The organism is Haloarcula quadrata (assembly GCF_003634715.1).
GTDB classification, from domain to species: domain Archaea; phylum Halobacteriota; class Halobacteria; order Halobacteriales; family Haloarculaceae; genus Haloarcula; species Haloarcula marismortui.
The window spans coordinates 623,794-640,587 of record NZ_RBWW01000002.1; the positions used below are offsets into that span (position 1 = coordinate 623,794).

The 16,794-nt window shown below is 57.3% G+C and carries 18 protein-coding genes and 2 pseudogenes; 6 read left to right on the forward strand and 14 right to left on the reverse strand.

Going from position 1 to position 16,794, the window contains the following annotated elements; genetic code table 11:
- Window positions 1-129: 129 nt before the first annotated feature.
- Both BDK61_RS20205 and BDK61_RS20210 read left to right on the forward strand, forming a co-directional pair.
- Window positions 130-375, forward strand: a complete 246-nt coding sequence (locus tag BDK61_RS20205) for a UPF0175 family protein (RefSeq protein ID WP_004966840.1) — start codon at window positions 130-132, stop codon at window positions 373-375.
- Window positions 365-856 carry a DUF3368 domain-containing protein gene (locus BDK61_RS20210; protein ID WP_011225035.1) on the forward strand — a complete coding sequence of 164 codons (492 nt, stop codon included), beginning with the start codon at window positions 365-367 and terminating at the stop codon, window positions 854-856. The genes BDK61_RS20205 and BDK61_RS20210 overlap by 11 nt, the downstream gene beginning before the upstream one ends.
- Here BDK61_RS20210 and BDK61_RS20215 read toward each other — a convergent pair whose 3' ends face one another.
- From BDK61_RS20215 to xseA, 6 genes are all read right to left on the reverse strand, one after another.
- Complete coding sequence (locus tag BDK61_RS20215) at window positions 857-1,876, reverse strand: hypothetical protein (RefSeq protein ID WP_004966842.1); 1,020 nt, start codon at window positions 1,874-1,876, stop codon at window positions 857-859.
- Between the two features lie 63 nt (window positions 1,877-1,939).
- Window positions 1,940-2,521 (reverse strand): hypothetical protein, encoded by a 582-nt coding sequence (locus tag BDK61_RS20220; RefSeq protein ID WP_121304368.1) that lies wholly within the window; start codon window positions 2,519-2,521, stop codon window positions 1,940-1,942.
- A gap of 266 nt (window positions 2,522-2,787) precedes the next feature.
- Window positions 2,788-3,282: a hypothetical protein gene (locus BDK61_RS20225; RefSeq protein WP_004966844.1), complete on the reverse strand. Its 495-nt coding sequence runs from the start codon at window positions 3,280-3,282 to the stop codon at window positions 2,788-2,790.
- Between the two features lie 187 nt (window positions 3,283-3,469).
- Complete coding sequence (locus BDK61_RS20235; protein ID WP_121302948.1) at window positions 3,470-4,615, reverse strand: ISH3 family transposase; 1,146 nt, start codon at window positions 4,613-4,615, stop codon at window positions 3,470-3,472.
- A gap of 289 nt (window positions 4,616-4,904) precedes the next feature.
- On the reverse strand, window positions 4,905-5,081 hold the full coding sequence (gene xseB / locus BDK61_RS20240) for an exodeoxyribonuclease VII small subunit (RefSeq protein ID WP_011225057.1): 177 nt from the start codon (window positions 5,079-5,081) through the stop codon (window positions 4,905-4,907).
- Window positions 5,078-6,289 (reverse strand): exodeoxyribonuclease VII large subunit, encoded by a 1,212-nt coding sequence (xseA, locus tag BDK61_RS20245; RefSeq protein WP_121304369.1) that lies wholly within the window; start codon window positions 6,287-6,289, stop codon window positions 5,078-5,080. The genes xseB and xseA overlap by 4 nt, the downstream gene beginning before the upstream one ends.
- A 436-nt stretch (window positions 6,290-6,725) precedes the next feature.
- On the opposite strand from xseA, the gene BDK61_RS20250 reads away from it, so the two are divergent.
- A complete protein-coding gene (locus tag BDK61_RS20250) occupies window positions 6,726-7,787 on the forward strand; it encodes a hypothetical protein (protein ID WP_121304370.1) in 1,062 nt (353 codons plus the stop codon).
- A 259-nt stretch (window positions 7,788-8,046) separates the two neighbouring features.
- Here BDK61_RS20250 and BDK61_RS20255 read toward each other — a convergent pair whose 3' ends face one another.
- The 4 genes and pseudogenes from BDK61_RS20255 to BDK61_RS20270 form a co-directional block, all read right to left on the reverse strand.
- Window positions 8,047-8,490: a universal stress protein gene (locus tag BDK61_RS20255; RefSeq protein WP_121304371.1), complete on the reverse strand. Its 444-nt coding sequence runs from the start codon at window positions 8,488-8,490 to the stop codon at window positions 8,047-8,049.
- Window positions 8,491-8,669: 179 nt separating this feature from the next.
- Window positions 8,670-9,065, reverse strand: a pseudogene (locus BDK61_RS20260) (MFS transporter); the annotation flags it as partial.
- Between the two features lie 31 nt (window positions 9,066-9,096).
- Window positions 9,097-10,713 carry an SLC13 family permease gene (locus tag BDK61_RS20265; RefSeq protein WP_121304373.1) on the reverse strand — a complete coding sequence of 539 codons (1,617 nt, stop codon included), beginning with the start codon at window positions 10,711-10,713 and terminating at the stop codon, window positions 9,097-9,099.
- Between the two features lie 60 nt (window positions 10,714-10,773).
- On the reverse strand, window positions 10,774-10,977 hold the full coding sequence (locus BDK61_RS20270) for a hypothetical protein (RefSeq protein WP_011225062.1): 204 nt from the start codon (window positions 10,975-10,977) through the stop codon (window positions 10,774-10,776).
- A 310-nt stretch (window positions 10,978-11,287) separates the two neighbouring features.
- Between BDK61_RS20270 and BDK61_RS20275 the strand changes: the two genes are divergently transcribed.
- Both BDK61_RS20275 and BDK61_RS23620 read left to right on the forward strand, forming a co-directional pair.
- Window positions 11,288-11,665 carry a tautomerase gene (locus BDK61_RS20275; protein ID WP_121304374.1) on the forward strand — a complete coding sequence of 126 codons (378 nt, stop codon included), beginning with the start codon at window positions 11,288-11,290 and terminating at the stop codon, window positions 11,663-11,665.
- Window positions 11,666-11,839, forward strand: a complete 174-nt coding sequence (locus BDK61_RS23620; RefSeq protein ID WP_160164335.1) for a hypothetical protein — start codon at window positions 11,666-11,668, stop codon at window positions 11,837-11,839.
- Window positions 11,840-11,860: 21 nt separating this feature from the next.
- Here the strand turns inward: BDK61_RS23620 and BDK61_RS20280 are convergent, their stop codons facing one another.
- The 4 genes and pseudogenes from BDK61_RS20280 to tnpC all read right to left on the reverse strand — a co-directional run bounded on the left by BDK61_RS20280 (window position 11,861) and on the right by tnpC (window position 15,780).
- Window positions 11,861-12,097 carry an SHOCT domain-containing protein gene (locus BDK61_RS20280; RefSeq protein ID WP_394295550.1) on the reverse strand — a complete coding sequence of 79 codons (237 nt, stop codon included), beginning with the start codon at window positions 12,095-12,097 and terminating at the stop codon, window positions 11,861-11,863.
- 194 nt (window positions 12,098-12,291) lie between these two features.
- On the reverse strand, window positions 12,292-13,284 hold the full coding sequence (locus BDK61_RS20285) for a transposase (protein ID WP_121303151.1): 993 nt from the start codon (window positions 13,282-13,284) through the stop codon (window positions 12,292-12,294).
- Window positions 13,285-13,427: 143 nt separating this feature from the next.
- On the reverse strand, window positions 13,428-14,258 hold the full coding sequence (locus BDK61_RS20290) for an IS5 family transposase (protein ID WP_121303441.1): 831 nt from the start codon (window positions 14,256-14,258) through the stop codon (window positions 13,428-13,430).
- 48 nt (window positions 14,259-14,306) lie between these two features.
- Window positions 14,307-15,780, reverse strand: a pseudogene (tnpC, locus tag BDK61_RS20295) (IS66 family transposase).
- 518 nt (window positions 15,781-16,298) lie between these two features.
- On the opposite strand from tnpC, the gene BDK61_RS20300 reads away from it, so the two are divergent.
- Window positions 16,299-16,793: a hypothetical protein gene (locus tag BDK61_RS20300; RefSeq protein ID WP_004966609.1), complete on the forward strand. Its 495-nt coding sequence runs from the start codon at window positions 16,299-16,301 to the stop codon at window positions 16,791-16,793.
- Window position 16,794 lies beyond the last annotated feature (1 nt).

Below are 16,794 nucleotides of genomic sequence, written 5' to 3' on the forward strand. Positions count from 1 at the left end.
CGTATCGTAGCCAAATTGCACTCCCATCTACGAGAACAGACGTTTTCGACCGCACAGGTGAGACTACACGACGCCATATGCGAATAGCGCAGCCAAACACTCAATAATCGGGTTATCCAACAGACGAGTATGGCTACTATCGAAATTGACGAGGAGGTGTATGAGGCGCTCCAAATTCCTGAGGGAGAGCGGCCGCAGGCAATGAAACAAGAGTTGGCTGTCTCGCTTTACGCACGTGATGTCCTTTCGTTCGGGAAAGCGCGTGCATTGGCAGAACTGTCCCACCGAGAATTCCAGACATTACTCGGAGACCGCGAAATCCAACGCCATTACACCGACACTGAACTTGCTGAAGACCTCGACTATGCCGAATAACGAGCTTGTAGTCTCGGACACGTCACCGCTGCTGAATCTTGCACTTATCGACCAACTCACCCTTCTCAAATCGCAGTTTTCGAGCATCACCATTCCGCGTCAGGTGTGGGACGAACTCACTGATGGAGAGGCAGGTGTAGACACGCTTCGCTCGTTGCATGACGATGAGTTCCTGACGATTACCGAGGTCGAACAGTCGCACCTCTTCACTGAAATCTTCCACGAGCTGGATCTCGGGGAAACAGCTGCTATTTGTCATGCCATCGAGCACGATCCTGACCTCATCCTTTTGGATGAAAAAGACGGTCGACAGGTCGCTCGGAGACACAGCCTGACCGTAACGGGAGTCATCGGAATACTACTCCGCGGAGCCAATGCTGGAGACATTGAATTAAAACACGAACTTGACGCCCTTCGTGACGCTGGCTTCTGGATCTCTGATGAGCTTTACTCAAAAGTCCTCTCTGAAGCCACAGAATAGCTACCGCTCCCACGGAAAGGAGCCAATCCGCTTGCGATAGGCACTAATCTGGTCCTGAAATTCCTGCTCCTGGAAGTCTGGCTCGTCGCCGTGGATGTCTTCGGGAGAGACGCCGTCGGGAAGATGCTCGTAGTCCGTGACGTCCCCCGTGTCATCCTCTTGGTCGGGTTCGTGTCGGTGCTGCCCACACTCCCTGCAGGTCCAGATCAGCCGGTCAAGGTGTGAGTGACACTCGAAACCGTCCAGCCCGTGTGATTCGTGTCCCGTCACGGCGCCACACTGCCGACAGTAGAATCCGATGCCGATTATCTCCGGTTCGGCTCTTGCCTGATGGCGCTTCACAACGCCGGGAACAAGCCAGTACGTCCCATCGTCCTGTCGGAACTCATCCGTGAGCTGCTGGAACTCCGAGCGGTCGGTGACTGGCGACCCGTCCTCGAGGTAGATCCGTGGCTTGACGTCGTCCCCATTCCCGCCCCAGTTGGTCTGCTCGTCGGCTGTCTCTAGAAGCGCCTGTCCGGATTCCTCGTCGATCGTGGCTTCGGTCGGCAGGTCGGGCCAGCCCTTGGTGAGAGTGGCGGCTGGCCCGGTCCCGAAGGCTGCTCGACACTTCACCGTTCCATGGGAGACATCCTCGCCGGTCGCGATGCTGTCGGAAACGGAGAAGGCCGCAGCGCCGAGGGCTCGTGCATGGAAGTCAGTGTTCGCTTCGACGAGCGCGAGTACTACTCGACCGAACGTCCACTCCCCAAGTGGACTACTACCTTGATCGTCGGAAGGTATCTCTGAGACGCCGGTTTGAGCGCAGAACGGACACTGGCGTTCATCCCGTGGGATATCCTGTCCGCAGGTTCTGCAGGTACGAGTCTCATCCTCTGTACGGTCGGGATAGCCGGTGGATTCGAGGACTCGTTCCCGTCCGTTCCCCCTCGTTTCAGGGTCGGAACTCGCTGCGCCGAGGATATCAGCGGGATCGTACTCAGGATTCCGGTCAGTCACACGCTTGGTTGCGTTCGTCATCGTATTTAAACTCCAGCCCCGAGGGAAGTACAAACCGACAGAGACCAAGACAGGACGGGTTGACTACTCGCCGTCCGTGCTGTCTGTCACTTCTGCGATGAACGTGTCCGTTGATCTGTCCAGATCGTACTGATTGATGAGTTCGAGGGCAGCCAGCGCTGCGCCTGTGTCTACGAGGCCTGCGGCGAGCAACCGTTTGAGACGAAGAGTGCCTTTGTCAGCACGGTCGGAATCTGAACCTCGCATCTGGGTAAATTCCATCAAGAGTCGTCGCCACGCAGTCGCCGAGCCGGTCACCGTGAGATTCCAGTCCGGGGCTTCATACCTAGAGGACGATTGCCGGCGGTAGTGGTCTTCAAGTCTGTCGAGCAAGTCGTCGATGATCGTGCCCTTCTCAACGGTCCGTCCGTGTATGGCGTAGTCTGGGTCGACGAGATTGCGCCACTCGTCGTAGGAGGCGATATCGTACTCGACAGCTAGCTCGACCTCGACTGTTTCGAGACAATCGGCCTTCCCGGGTTCATTGACTCGCCGAAGTCGATCTGCGGTCCCCTCGGCGTGGAGTGTGAGGCCTGGGAACTGCGCTTCGCTAGATGCTGGGTGCTGTTCTCCGGTCTGCTCGCCGTTTGTGGTCTTCGATGCCATGGGTACTGTCGGGACGCCCTCACTGGACCGCCCCGCACCCGACCGGGGGATCAAAAAATGGGTCTTGGTCTATAATATCAGCCACTGAATATAGTTTCTTCACCTGTGGAGACGAGTGAAACAGCCGCAAGGTAGACCTGCGAATTGACCGCCGAGAGTTCTACCAACTCAGAGAGATGTTCTGATAGCCGTGCAAGATACGACGCGCATATTCAGCATTACCGCCCTTCGCTCAAGGGATGTCCTCTCGAAATAAAAGGCGCCTTTCAGAATCCGCGCTCGGCAAACGCTTCCTGTGCCCGTTCGTATACTGTCTCTCCACCGCTCGTGTAAAGTGACGGGAGGTTCACGCGGCGTTTACAGGTTGTTCCCCCGTCAGTGTACCTAATGACGAGTCGAGAACGTGTCAGTCCCATCATGCCATCTGTTGCAGAGACCTGCTCAATAGTAGCAAGTCGAATTCGGTCTGGTGATCGGAACCCACATGCGTAATTCACCGCCCAGAGTACGAGGATCAACCCGCCAACGACGGCGATGTGGAGGAAGCTGCCACCGCGGACCGCGCTGACTACCCACCAGATGCCGATTGGAAACGCAAACAAATAGCCGACAAGGGCACTGCTGGACCACCACGTTCCGCGCTGCCAGTAGTCTCGGTAGAGTGACTTAATGTACCCCCAAAACGACTCCTCGAAGTACACGTAATCCTCGGTGAACCGTGCTGTGCCGCGTTTCGTCGGGAACGACTCTATGGAGCACACGCTCAGTCGATCACATCGACAGCCGCGTAACCCCGTTTGATTACGGTGAACTAAACCGAACTAGCTGTGGAGCATCTTCGAACCGCTGGTGAGCATGATTTTCGGGATGGACCGTCGCTGTCGGCGGCGGACTGCCGCCGACGCGACAGTGTCACCACTGACGACCGCCGTCCGGCCCGATGGACAGCTACCGGAAGAACCGGCCGTCAAGTGGTTGATTCGCTGGAACAGACCTGCGGACACCAAGTGCTGTCCAAGCTGCGCGAAGCGTCATTTCGCAAAACTCCGTGAACGACCACTGCAAGAGGCGGCGCCCCCCACGGCGGGGCGCCGCCACGTACCTCCAGTGGAGATATCGCCAGCTGTTCTGAAGCAGTAGGCTCACTACAAACATTACCAACCGTAGTCCAGCATCCTGAGAACTAGTGAAAGCGAGGCTCTGCTTGGCTAATCGGTAGCTTGATTCGATGCCGAAGCGCTTGCTGTAGTGATCTCGTGCATCTCGTGGCGTGTCGATAAAGGGCGCGTCAGCGGCGTAGCCGTGACGCGCCACCCCGTGTTCGTCGTACCGTCCCTGCTGGTACACGCAGTCGATGAACACAGGGAACTCCACCTCGCCAGCGAGATCGTGTTCGATCTCGCGGCTCCAGCCTTTGCTGAGTTTGTTTTGAATCGTCTCACCCCACTTGACGATCGGCATCACATAGGCGTAATTGTGCGCGTACAGCAGCTTGAGACAGGTGCTGTTGTAGAAACCTCGATCAAGGTAGACGGCCTTGACGCCGAGGTCAAGGCCGTCAAGGAGTTCAAGAAACTCACCGAGGACATCGCTGGTGGTTTCGCCAGCAACGAGCTGGCGAACCGCCAGCGTGTATCGCTTGTTGCGTACGCGCACGTAGAGCGTTGCATAGGCGTGAAACGTCGTTGTTCCACGCTTGGCCTGTGAGGAGTACAGAGCCTCGGTTTCGTCCTCATCACCGTAGTAGGGATCGAGGTGGAGGTCTGCGCAGACCTCCACCGGTCGATCTGGAAGTGTCTCAAGCGTATCTCGTTGAAGCAGCGTGTCTCCAACCGATTCAACCGAATCCAGTTCAAACTGATCGCTGAGATGTCCACGGACGGTATTAGCGTGTGGTGAGTCGTCAGTCGTTTCGCAGACGTGATTGATCGAGGTCCCGCCGGCGCTGGCGCCGGCGAGGACCTCATAGAGCGTCTCTGCCGTGACCTTGACATTCTCGCCGAGATCTAATGAAAGTTCCTCGTCAAGACTATTGACGACAAAATTAAGCAGGTGCTCTTCTTCTATCTCGCTGTCTGCTTGGGTGGCTTCCACACTCTTCCCAAGTAGACGCTTCCTCTAACCCGATGTGATCGACTGAGACTTCGTAAGCGTACCCGGACTCTTCCAGTACTCTGAACACGCTAACCAACAGAGAATGAGAACTGTTCTGGCTGTTGGTTAGCTAATCTAAATCCGCTGCCTAGCCGTCCATTGGGTCTTAACTTTCTGAGATAAACGTTGACGGCGAGGGTGCAGCCATCGCAAGAGCCACCACAGAAATCGAAATACGGGACGTTCTGTGAGGAGAGCTACTATAGCTCAAAACAGTTTTAACCGGACTTCAGCGATCAATAACCTCGCCATCCCCAACAGCTAGCTCGGATTCCAACTCAGCAATCAGTTCCGTGCCCTCAGCATGGAGTTCGTTCGCTCGTTCCAGCGCGACGTCTCCGTTTTCGAGTTGTTCAATAATCTGTTCAAGTCGGTCGGTCTTGTCGGCGATTGTCTCGTCTTTCATAGTGGAAGCAGGATGTACAGGAGCAAGGCCACAACAAGCAAGCCCAGCGCTACCAAGATGAGCAGCAGCCGTCGACGCTGGCGGCGATGGGCAGCGACCTCTTGTTCACGTTTTCGCTGCTGGTCATACTGGGTCCGTGCTTGCTCTAGCCGGTTCACAAGATCAGTCAGTTCATCTCGAACGTGGGTGTCGTATGTGCGGTCCAACTCAGCTTCGAACGCAGACAGATCCGACTCAACTGTTCGTCTGTAGGCCCGTGTGAGTCGGTCATCCATCGTTTCCAGCGTCGTCTCGGCAGTCTCTGTGTAGGCTGTGTTGAGACGTTCTTCGAGTGTTTCCAGTTCCGCCTCCAGCGTGGGCCGCTCTGGAACGATGTTGCCCACCTCGGTCGGTGTCATCACCCGCCTGTCGGCCACTTCATCGGCCAGTGTTCGGTCGTTCTCGTGGCCGACTCCAACCACGACTGGCGTCTCGGTTTTGTGGATGACACGGCAGAGCGGTGTTTCGTTGAACACCCGGAGATGCTTGTCAGAACCGCCGCCGCGAGTGAGAACGATAACGTCGACCCGCGGGTCGTCATCGAGTTCACTGATCGCACCCATGATCGACATCATTGCATCGTCGCCCTGAACACTCGTGTTCTGGATGACGATATCAACGTCAGGATATCGCTCGTGAATGCTGGTAATTGCATCCATTCGGGCATCGCTTGTTGCACTGGTGGCGATCCCGATTCGTTCTGGGAAGTCTGGAAGCGCCTGTTTGTGCTCCGGATCAAGCAACCCATCCGAGTCCAGCAGTTGCCGATTTTGCTCGTATATCCGCTGGTACGTGCCTTCACCGACCTCAACGATGTCTTCGACGATGACGGACACGTTGCCCCCGTCTTCGTAGTACGACAGTGAGCCTTTCACGGCCACCTGCATCCCATCCTCGATCGTAGCGTCGATAGCTGACCGCTTGTATCCGAAGAGTACGCAGTGAATCGTCGAGCCCTCATGGACCAGATCAAGATGGACATGGTCATTCGAGGACACGCCATAGTCAGAGACATCACCGACGACGTAATCGAAGGCAAGCTGGTCTGCACTCTCAACAACTGCGCCGATATCTTCATTCAGCGTATCAACGTAGGTAATTCGCTCCGTTTGGAGTGCTTCCTGAAGTGTCTCCAGCGATGTCTGCGTCAACTCCGGCCCCGAGCCCATTCGCCTCTTCTGTAGTGCAGTTGTGTACTTAAGCCATGGTGGTTCCGTCAGGTTACGTTCGTCATCTAACCGGGGTCATATAGGAAGTAGCGTCAACGGACCAGCTCAGGCTGTCCTTGCAAGGGCATGGAACTGTCACGATGGCAGTCTGACGGCAGTGTGAGAAGCAATTTTGTGACCCCCGCTGGGTGAGGGGTTTCCAAGACCAGCCTCACGGTGGCAAGTAAACCCACGCCACTGGGTTTCTTCCGGCGACAAAGCACAGCACAATCGCCGCGCCAATCTGAGTACCGTGGCCAGCAGTTCAGTGTCAGATTTTGCTGACTCCAACGCAGGAGGTTGTTTTAGGTTGACAGCGCGGCGAACTCGTTGGAGGTGTGCGGTTCTATTCCAGCCGCGCACAGCTTAAAGTGTAAATGGAAGTATATTTTTTAGTATGGTGGAAGATTCCGATCAGACACAGGAAGCAGGTCAGTCGCCAGACCATTCGACGGTCGCACTAAGTCGGCGAACACTGCTTCAGTCGACCCTTGCAGGAAGTGCGATATTAGCCGGAGTCGGTCTACCTATAGCAACTGCCAACGATGAGCAGTCCGACGCGAAGGGTACTGGAAATAGCACCGATAGCTTGGAGGGCTTTCCGCCAAGTGGAATCACTGAGTATGGACGAAGCGTTACCCTCGGAAACGGGCGAGTCCGAACCTTTACGAGTGAAACACCGTCAGGAGAGGCGAAGTATCACGGAATTGAGTTCGATCACGCCGCACTCGAAGGGCTTCCAGACGAGACGGATATAACTGAATCAGACAATCGGGCAGAGACTGATAAGTATCGGATTGGCGGACAGGCAGCAACGATCCACTTCAAACAGTCGCTGCAGTTCTTTGTGCCGTTCCCGGACGCGGCTAATACGCCATTTACTTTCTTGGGACTCAACTGGAATCCAGACGGCCATTTTGGTGGCAAAGGAGCGTGGGAGAAGCCCCATTTCGATATCCACTTCCACATGCTTGACCCGGCAACGGTGGACAACATTGCGGGTCCGCAGGTTCCACCATACGATGCCAAAACATCGGACGGAATCGAGACTAACTTCGACTTCGCTCAACTTCCAGAGGGGTACATGCGACCACCGCCGCCCGTCGCTGATGAGCGGTATATTACAGACATGGGTGAACACGCAGCGCCGACAGACGCTCCTGAGCTCCCAAACGGTCCCGACGAGCAGGGTGACCCCACGAACTTTGACAACACACTCATTCAGGGATTCATCGGGGACAAAGAGGGGTCACAGCTGGCGTTCGTAGAACCGATGCTCACCCGAGAGTTCTTGAGCGGTTTCCAAGGCACCAAAACATACGATATCCCGCAACCGGATGAATATCCACATGACCAGCACCACCCACACGAGTACAGCGTCCGAGACGTTCCATCGACGGACAAAATCGCAGTTGTTATCGAGAGCTTCAAACAGGGTTCCAATCAAGCGAAGGAGTAGTCTTCTCTGCACGGTCTCACTCATAGATGAAGCCACGAGGCCAGACTTCACCGGACTTCAGGAAACCGCTCCAATTTGCACCGTTCAACTCTGCGAAGCGGCTTGCAAGAGAGTCCGCAGAATCCGGACTCACGCTGTGTCTCTGAAATAACGGCAGTTATTTCGGACGCACCGGGATTGAACCGCCAGATTAGGCCTTCAAGCCACGCCGCCAAGTCCTCAGGTGGCATCGAAGCTGTGCGCCACAGTTTCACACCAGTCACTCTCGACGGACGAACACCACGGGACAGGGGGCCTGAACGAGGACATCTTGCGTGGTGGAGCCGAAGACGGCTTTCCCCGTCGGTGAGCGGTTCGCTCCACCGACAATGATGAGATCTACGTCGGCAGCTAGGTCCATGATGCTGTTCGCGTGTGGCCCAGTTGCAGTGCGCAGTTCGTACTCGACTTCTGCGGAGTCGAGCTGTGAGACGATTGACTTGAAGAGCCCGTGTTGGGCCGCTATCTGTCCGGGCGACACCTCAGAGGCGTCGTCGAAACCCAGACTTGTTTTGCTAGTTTCGTATTCCTCATCAGTGAATATTTGGCCGACGACCACTCGGGCATCCGCCGGCTTCGCTATGTCGATCGCCGTCGATGCGAGTTGCTGCCCGTTACCCTCGTCACCGGGCCTACCAGCGACCAGTACCGTTTCCAGTGCCATGTATCAATGATACACCGGTCCAGCTGTAAACGTTCCGGTACTGGCACACAGGCGCTCCCCGTGGCGGACCCACATACTGGGGAATCATCCGAACCGACTTCGGGAACCCAGAGTTATCCGAGCCGCCCCGGATTCTATTGCCCACTATCCCGTTGTTGAGCGTCGGCGACGGCGACGCCAGCGAGGTTTTGCCGCCCGGACGGGACGTTTCCAAATATCGCCTTGTTCGTGCCCAGTATCGCCGTGCCATACACCGCACCGAGGACGAAGACACTGCACAGCAACAGTCCGTACGTGTCCGCGACCGGGACGAGCAGCGCGCCCCCGGCGAGGCCGACGAGGCCCATCGAGAGGGTTCTGTGTTCGCCGTACCGGTCCGTGACCGCACCCAGTGGCAGTAAAAACACCGCGTAGCCGAGCGTCAGTACCGTCACCACGAGTCCGGCTTTCGTTCCGGTCAGCCCGAACTCGTCCCGGAGAAACGGCGTGGCTGCGAACACGGCGTAGTAACAGATGCTCGCGGCGAGTTGCCACAGGAAGACGAGGGATATCGTTCGGTGCTGATTCCTGTCCAGAGAGAGGGGTCGACACTCCAGTCTCGCTGTGTCACCAGAGGAGATGCGGCCAGACGAAGGTGAACAGCAGCCAGATGAGCCCCGTCAGCACTGCAGTCATGACGATGTTGAGGATAACGCCGGTTCGCAGCATATGGCTCTGCTTAATGTATCCGCTCCCGTAGACGATGGCGTTCGGCGGCGTCGCCACGGGGAGCGCGAACGCGAAACTGGCCGCGATCGCCCCAGAGACCGAGAGGAAGATCGCCGTCTTGAAATCCGTCAGCCCGAGCGTGGCCGCGAAGACACTGCCCAGACCGATGAGTATCGGGACAAGAATGGTCGTCGTCGCAGTGTTTGAGGTCATCTCGGTCAGGAACACGACGACGAGCACGACCGCGGCGATGATGAGCACGACCGGCATCCCGGTGAGCCCGCCGAACACCGTGTTCGCTATCCACTCGGTCGTTCCGGTGTTCGCGAGCGCGTCGGCGAGCGAGATACCGCCGCCGAACAGCAGGAGCGTTCCCCAGTCGATGTCGACGAGTTCGTCCCACTCCATCGTGTCGGCCAGCACGAGCGCGGGGATGGCCATCACACCGACCATCACGTAGTAGAGGAGTCCCTGGTGGCCCTCAAGTCCGAAGATCGTCATCCCGCTGCCACCAAAGAGCGTGGTCAGCCACACGGCCGGCAGATACGGGGCCAGGAACGTGCCGAGGCCACCGAGCACCCAGAGCCCGGCCGTGGCCCCGAAGATAATCGCGACACGTCGCCCCCGCGGGTCGAGACTGTCCTCGTCGTCGAGGTACGCCTGTGCCTGTGCCTGTGCCTCGTCGACGTTGTTGATCTGGGGCGGGTACAGGACGTATGTAAGGAGATACCAGACGAGAGGGAGCGTGATGAAGACGACGGGCAGCCCGATGAGTAGCCAGTCGACGAATCCGATTTCGTACCCAAGGATAGCGTTGAGTTGCCCGACGAGCACGGCGTTCGGTGGAGTACCAATTATCGTCCCAACACCGCCGATACTGGCGGCATAGGCCGTCCCGAGCAACATCCCAATCTGCATGTTGGTAAACTCGTCCGCGGTGCCGATGCCACCGTCCGTGGCCGTTCCCGAAGCAGCCCCTTCTGGGGTAGACTCACCGACCGCCGCGACGCCCTCGCTGCTGAGCACCTGAGAGAGGACACCGACCGCAATCGGTGTCATCATGGCTGCCGTCGCCGTGTTCGAGACCCACATCGACAGTCCCGCAGTGGATATCATGACAGCGCCGATGAGGCGACGGGGCGAACTGCCCATCCTCGCCATCGTGTACAGCGCGATACGCCGGTCGATGTCGTACTTCTGGAGGGCGTTTGCCAGCATGAACCCCGCCATGAACAGGAAGATGAGGTGGTCCGCGAACCCGACGAGCGCGGTGTCCATGTCGTCGTAGACCCCAGTAGCAGTGAGCAGCACCGGAATCGACAGCGCGGTCACCGCGAGTGGGAGCGTGCCCGTTACCCACAGCGCCCCGGCGAAAAACATCGTCGCGAGCGTGTACTGACCGGCCAGCGAGAGCCCCGCCGGCGTTGGTGCGGCTGCGATGAGCACCGTCCCGAGACACACAATCCCGAACTTGACCAGCCGTGTCTGTACCTCGCTCAGAGTACGGTGTATCATTGATACACAGGGTACTCCCCAGCCACCGGTCTTAAATCTTGGGTGATGTATAATGACGTTTTAGAAGTTGGTGACTATCGCGTTGATCTGGTCCGGACTGAGGTCGACCGCATACAGGTCGAACAGGACCTGACGACGAGCGTCTGATAGGCCGCGAGTTCCGTTTTCAAGCATTGAGAGGTGTGCCTGCATGAGGTCGTCGACTTCTCGCTCGACGCCCCGTTGCTCGTATCCGGCCGCGACCCGGAGGAGTCGCCACGCCATCGGTGAAATATCGTCCACATCGGCGTATTCGACAGTCTCGGAGTTGTCAGTCACCAAATTCAACACCACCGTGTTGCCCGTATTCCCTAGAACACTCACCGGACCTCGGCCGGGATTCGAGGCAGATGTGCAATGTGTTCAACCTGCCCTCAGTATGACCACCCACAATTTAAATGATGCTGGTTAGATGGGCCACGGGATAGGCAGCCGAAACACGCCCTTCGACTGAGGGAGGTCGATAGTCATGCCACTGACTAGGGTGGTTGGCTGGACGGACAAAATAAAAGTCGCTTTCGGGATGACTGCCCCCATGCCACTGCTACAGTTTGACATCGCACCGACGCTATCGGATGCTGCGAAAACCTCGCTAGCCGAACGCGTAACAGAATTCTACACGACCGAAATGGCGACGACTGCCGGCCACATCGCGGTCACAATCCGAGAGCGCGACCCGGCGGAGATGCATCTCGGACGGGCCGTCGATGGACCGCTGCTGTTCCTCGACGCTGAAATCCGTCGCGGGAGGTCCATCGACCGGAAACGCGCGTTCGCCCTCGCCACGATGGAGTATGCGGCGGAAGAACTCGATATTCCCGACGAAAACATGAAAGTCGTATTCACCGAACATCCCGGATCGGCGATGATGGGCGTCGACAGAGTCGGTGGCGAGTGGAACTCCGACGAGTGAGTGTGTCTCATCGACTTTTCGGAAGCGCCGCCAGAACATCTGTTCGTGACCGGCGTGCATCCCGCCGCGCTTGTGGCCACCGCCATGGTCGCCGTGACCGTCGTGGCTGCTGTGCTCCTCGTGGTGGGTGTGGCCCTCATCGTGACTGTGTTCACGATGGCTCACGTCACCTGAGTCGTGCGAGTCGGCCACCACTCATTCACCGCGTTGCAGTTTCCGACGGCGCGCGTCGAATTCCTCCTCGTCGATTTCACCGCTGGCGTAGCGACGCCGCAGGACGGTCAGTGCGTCGTCGGTCGTGCCACCACCGGAGTCACGCTGGGTGAGAAACAGGTACCCGAGGCCGAGCGGGATACTAATCAGGACCACCGTCCAGAGCGTCATCCACAGGAACCCACCGCCTACGCCCGTGGTGAACTTCCTCGCGTTCATGTTCGCCTCGACGAACCTCATCGTTGAACTCGGGTTGATGATTCTCAGAAACCCATACTGACTGTTCCATGGCATCTTCGGACTGCCACCCAACAAACCTCACTGAGGGTCACACCGACGCACCGGCGAGCATTATTCGAAGCTTCGATGCGATCAACCCATTAAACAGTATTGAGGGTGTCATAGAACTCTTCTCACACCGTGATGATCGTGCTTCCCGGATTGTCTCCGCGTTCGTAGTTGGTGATTGCGACGACGAGACGAAGGCACAGAGCGAGGAACACTTGTGCTCGTGCGTGAACGCGGCCTCGGGCGTGCGTTCGCCCGAGGCCGCAGTCCTTCACTGAGTCGTTAGTTCGTTCGACTCCCGTACGTCGGTTGTACGTCTCATCCAACGTGGACTGCTTCAGCTGAACGTCCTCGCCGTGTTGTTCGATACGGTCTTCGACCCTGTACTCGATGTCTTTCGGGTCGTCGGTGTTTCGCGCGTTGTACGGGGCGACTGGCACGACCCCTGCAGCCAGCAGGTGGTCGTGCCAGTCGAGTGTGTCGTAGGCGCTGTCACCAACCATCCAGATCGGTGTGGCGACGGCGAGCGCGTCACGTGTGACGCGCATCGCCGTCTCTTCTGGCGCTTGCTTACTCTCTGTGAACTCCGCCGCAATCGGGATCTTTTGTCCGGTCGAGACGATCGTGCAGCCGTAGCCGTAGTAGTACTCGTCGTCGGTTGGATCATAGCATTTCGACGCGTCTTGATCGGCGGGCATCGCCCTCACGTCGGTTGAATCGATACAGTAGGTCAAGTCGAGCAGGCCGCGGCGGGCGGCCTGCTCGACGAACCGGTCGAATACGTCGTCGACGACATGTTCGAGGTCGGTGAGAAAGCGATCAACCGCATCTCTGGACGGCGGTGAATCAAAGCCACAGCCAAGCCAGACAACCGTGTTGTGCAGCTCTCTTGCAACAGGACGAATCCCGTATATGTCTTTGTAATAGCAGTGGAGGAAGCCACGCATCATTTCTGGAGGCTCGTGCTCTCGTGTTCGCCCCGTCTCCGTCGGGGCGAACACGTCGAACTCTTCGAGAAACTCGAAGGAGAGGTGCTCGAACAACGCAAGCGTCTCTGTCTCCACGACATTGAAGAACGACTCGACCGAAGGATCATTTTGCAGGGTCGTTGAGTCCATACCACCTCAGCATTCACCCTGCTCTTTGGTGTGTTAACTGTTCTATGACACCCTCAGTATTTTATATGCACTCAATTGTTACCATCCCTGTACATATGTATAGGTTTGCGAGGCTGTGTTGAATCGCCATAAGGCGGTGGAATTCACTGTTTGACGGCACGTTTGATGTTATAGACGACACACATCAGGGCGATTTCTCGGAACTCACGAAACCAGGAACGCGCTCGCACGGCGAAGCCGAGCGAGCGCTTCACGGCCGAATTAACGGTCTCAGTCATAGAGCGCTGATTGTAGCGTTGTTTGTCGATTCTGGCGTTGTGAGCGTGGTCGTAGGGAGCGAAGATGCGGTGCTTGATGAGCGGTCTGATGCCGAGTTCACGCAGTGCTTTACGGAGCGCTTGCTTGTCGTAGCCTTTATCGGCCGCTAGAGACCGCAGATCGCCCGCGTTCCGGCGGACGATCTGCTCAGCGAGGTCTGCGTCGCTTCCTTCCCGAGTCGTTGAGCAGTGTACGTCAAGGATTGCTTGGGTCTCTGTATCGACGAGTTTCGTGACTTTCAGCTTCTGGACGCGGTAGCTTATGCGCTGGCAGTAGTGACGGCTCGCTGCTGAGCGTTCGTAGAATGTAGCGTCGATAGCAGCGTGTTTCGATGGGTCGTGCAGCTGCGCCGACTGGCGCAGCAACACTCGGCAGACGCTCATTTCGATTCGGTCGAACGCTTTACACAACGTAGATGGAGAGGGGAGATCGGCCGCGCTGAGGCCGATCTCCCCGATTATTTGTGGCATCTCTTTGAGCAGGTCAATCGTCATCCGGTAGGATGTATCAAGATAGATCCGCAGACAATGCAGGGAAACGATGGCATAGTCGGCGAATCCGCCGCCGCCTTCCGGGGCGGCGGATTCGTCTCCATCACCGGTAACAACTTGAGCAATCGGCACAATCTCACCAGTGAAGCGGGAGATTTGTGTCATAGGCAACCGAATCATCCCGCTTCAACTCCTTTGATTTAGCGTATGTGTTTACCCTGTGGATTCAACGACCGGTACAGCGCGAGCTCGTGAGATCATCTCGTTGTCCCGAACGACTCGCTTGAGTTCCTCATAGGGATTGCGTCCCTGCTGGCTCCACGTTGCCAGCAGGGAGAAGAGGGTTTCGTGGACGAACATTCCGCGGTCGTTCCGGAGTGTCCCGATGATTTTCCGAAGAACGACTGGTTCACGTAGCGCGTTTTCCGCAGCGTTGTTCGTCGGCGAGACCGCTGGCTCACCGACGAAGGTGAGCCAGTGGTCGAGGCCTCCTTCGATCTTCCCGAGTAGTGTTGCCACTGGTCCGTCGGGGACCGACCGCTCAATCAACGATTCGAGTTCTCTCCGCGCGACACGCTGTAATTCTGCCCGCTCGCGCAGTGTCAAGTCGCTCTCCAGCTGAGTCTGGAGAGCGGCATACAACTGTGTGAGCGCTCGGTAGATCGGTTCGCCTTCTTCCTGCTGTTCGGCAGCATCCTCGGCCTCCCGGAGAATGTGCGCCCAACACCGCTGGAGTTTCTTGCTGAAAGCTGGGTACGCTGTCCACCCGTCACAGATAATCGTTCCTGCGAAGTCCTCCCCGAGGACTTCCGCAGGAACATCGTGGCCACGACTTTCCCGGACGGCGTACAGCGTGTGCTTGTCCGTTCGGAACGTCCAGAGCCACGCTTGGTCTCCGTCGCGCTTGATTCCCGTTTCATCAACGTTGACCACGTCGGCCTGTTGAATCTGTCTACGTATCTGCTCGTACTCCGAGCGACCGGCGCGCGCTGCGCGCTCGGTCGCATGCCACGCGGACGCGCCCGAAAGGTCCAATCCGTGGAGTTGGTTGAAACGATCAGCGATCTTTCGGTAGGGAAGCCGGTGATCGTACCGGGAAAGAGCCGCCTGCGCGATGACGTTCACCCCGAACTGCCCCTCATCGGGGCAGTCGGGGTGTGATGCCACCGTCTCGGTTCCGCACGAGTCGCACTCGTAGTAATGGCGGTTGTACTGGGTAGCTTCCACAGGCTGCGGATCAGGAATCTCTTCGACGAGTCGCGGGCTGATGCCCTCCGACTCATCGAACTGCTCACCACAGTCAGGGCAACAGTCACACGTGACTTCGACCTCCTCATCTGGATCGGGTGCAGACCGCCACTCGGGATTATGGCCGGATTTTCGACCCGGTGTCCCGCCGTCAGTACGAGGTTCTTCGTCGTCCTCGTCGGATGAAGACGAGGACGACTCCTCAGAGTCAGATTGTTTCTGACTGGAGGGGGTGTGCGGTCCTTCGTGCCAGCGAAGTTTGGCTCTGAGCCGCTTGTTCTCTTCGCGGAGGTGTTGATTCTCCTGTTCAAGCTTCTCAACACGATTTTTGAGCGCAAGAAGTTCCTCACGCGAAACCTCAACGCTGTCATCTGAGGAAGTCACGCGACTGCACTCCCCAAAGCAGACGACACGGGATGGTCTCTGTCAGAGAGACCATCCCTCACAATCGCCTTTGTCGCCTGCATTGACCTACTGGCAGGTCAGGGGCAATCTACGAGAGAGTACCGAAATCGTTCTGGGGGTAAACCGATGCCTGTATAAGATACTGCTGTACGAGACGGAGTACACAGGGACTCCCACTCCACTGCTTCCGCTGTTAGACCTGACAGCCTGCGGTGGCCCATTCGAACTGCAACCTCAAATTTTCTAGTGGTAATAAATAACTTCAAGTATATCGCTAAAAAACAATAACATTACTACATTACCACAAAATAGCAAATCACCTCCTCCCACGGGGGTGGTGCCGTCTATTTATTTCCTAACAGCGGAAGCAGTGGGGTGGGTGTGTGGAGCATCTCCAACTACAGATGCCGGGATCACAATCTACCGTTGCCACTTCGATCAGATTGTGACGGTGACGTACGAACCGGTGCGATAGTGACGCGACGACGGTACATATATGCCATTGGAACAAGAGGTTGCTAAGAACATCAGCAGACCAACTGAGGGCAGGTAATGTCGAGCCACTACATCACGTCAACAGACCATCTCCCTGAGGAAGCACAGGCAGAAACCACACTACAGATCACGGACGCGCAGACGAAACGCATTTTCGAGGCACGCGTCCGGATTGCCAAGGACCCTGCTGAGCTCACTGACCCGGAACCGCTTACAATCGTTGCCGGGCCACACGAGAGCGTCAGCGAGACCAGATACGTCGAACTACTTGATGAGACCGATGCGACCGGTATCGATCACGAGCTCGTAGCCCATCTGGCGGCCGAACAGGAGACGGCGTCGAATATCCTCAACACCCGGTCCGACGATCTGAAGGTACTCTTGCAGTATCTCGTCGAGACTGGCGAGTACGAATCAACGGCCGATGCGCTTCGTGAGGTCGCGTTCGACCACCTCGCCACAGAGCGACCGGCCCTGCTGGACGCCTACGCGGAGGTCCGCCGCGAACCCGATGACGACCCACTCAGGCGCGTGCTCGGAAAACAGGAGTGAC

Excerpts from the sequence above, each read along its gene's own strand:
- BDK61_RS20205 (WP_004966840.1), top strand. The coding sequence starts at position 130 with ATGGCTACTATCGAAATTGACGAGGAGGTGTATGAGGCGCTCCAAATT.
- BDK61_RS20210 (WP_011225035.1), top strand. The coding sequence starts at position 365 with ATGCCGAATAACGAGCTTGTAGTCTCGGACACGTCACCGCTGCTGAAT.
- BDK61_RS20215 (WP_004966842.1), bottom strand. The coding sequence starts at position 1,876 with ATGACGAACGCAACCAAGCGTGTGACTGACCGGAATCCTGAGTACGAT.
- BDK61_RS20220 (WP_121304368.1), bottom strand. The coding sequence starts at position 2,521 with ATGGCATCGAAGACCACAAACGGCGAGCAGACCGGAGAACAGCACCCA.
- xseB (WP_011225057.1), bottom strand. The coding sequence starts at position 5,081 with ATGAAAGACGAGACAATCGCCGACAAGACCGACCGACTTGAACAGATT.
- xseA (WP_121304369.1), bottom strand. The coding sequence starts at position 6,289 with ATGGGCTCGGGGCCGGAGTTGACGCAGACATCGCTGGAGACACTTCAG.
- BDK61_RS20250 (WP_121304370.1), top strand. The coding sequence starts at position 6,726 with ATGGTGGAAGATTCCGATCAGACACAGGAAGCAGGTCAGTCGCCAGAC.
- BDK61_RS20255 (WP_121304371.1), bottom strand. The coding sequence starts at position 8,490 with ATGGCACTGGAAACGGTACTGGTCGCTGGTAGGCCCGGTGACGAGGGT.
- BDK61_RS20265 (WP_121304373.1), bottom strand. The coding sequence starts at position 10,713 with ATGATACACCGTACTCTGAGCGAGGTACAGACACGGCTGGTCAAGTTC.
- BDK61_RS20270 (WP_011225062.1), bottom strand. The coding sequence starts at position 10,977 with ATGGCGTGGCGACTCCTCCGGGTCGCGGCCGGATACGAGCAACGGGGC.
- BDK61_RS20275 (WP_121304374.1), top strand. The coding sequence starts at position 11,288 with ATGCCACTGCTACAGTTTGACATCGCACCGACGCTATCGGATGCTGCG.
- BDK61_RS20280 (WP_394295550.1), bottom strand. The coding sequence starts at position 12,097 with ATGAACGCGAGGAAGTTCACCACGGGCGTAGGCGGTGGGTTCCTGTGG.
- BDK61_RS20285 (WP_121303151.1), bottom strand. The coding sequence starts at position 13,284 with ATGGACTCAACGACCCTGCAAAATGATCCTTCGGTCGAGTCGTTCTTC.
- BDK61_RS20290 (WP_121303441.1), bottom strand. The coding sequence starts at position 14,258 with ATGACACAAATCTCCCGCTTCACTGGTGAGATTGTGCCGATTGCTCAA.
- BDK61_RS20300 (WP_004966609.1), top strand. The coding sequence starts at position 16,299 with ATGTCGAGCCACTACATCACGTCAACAGACCATCTCCCTGAGGAAGCA.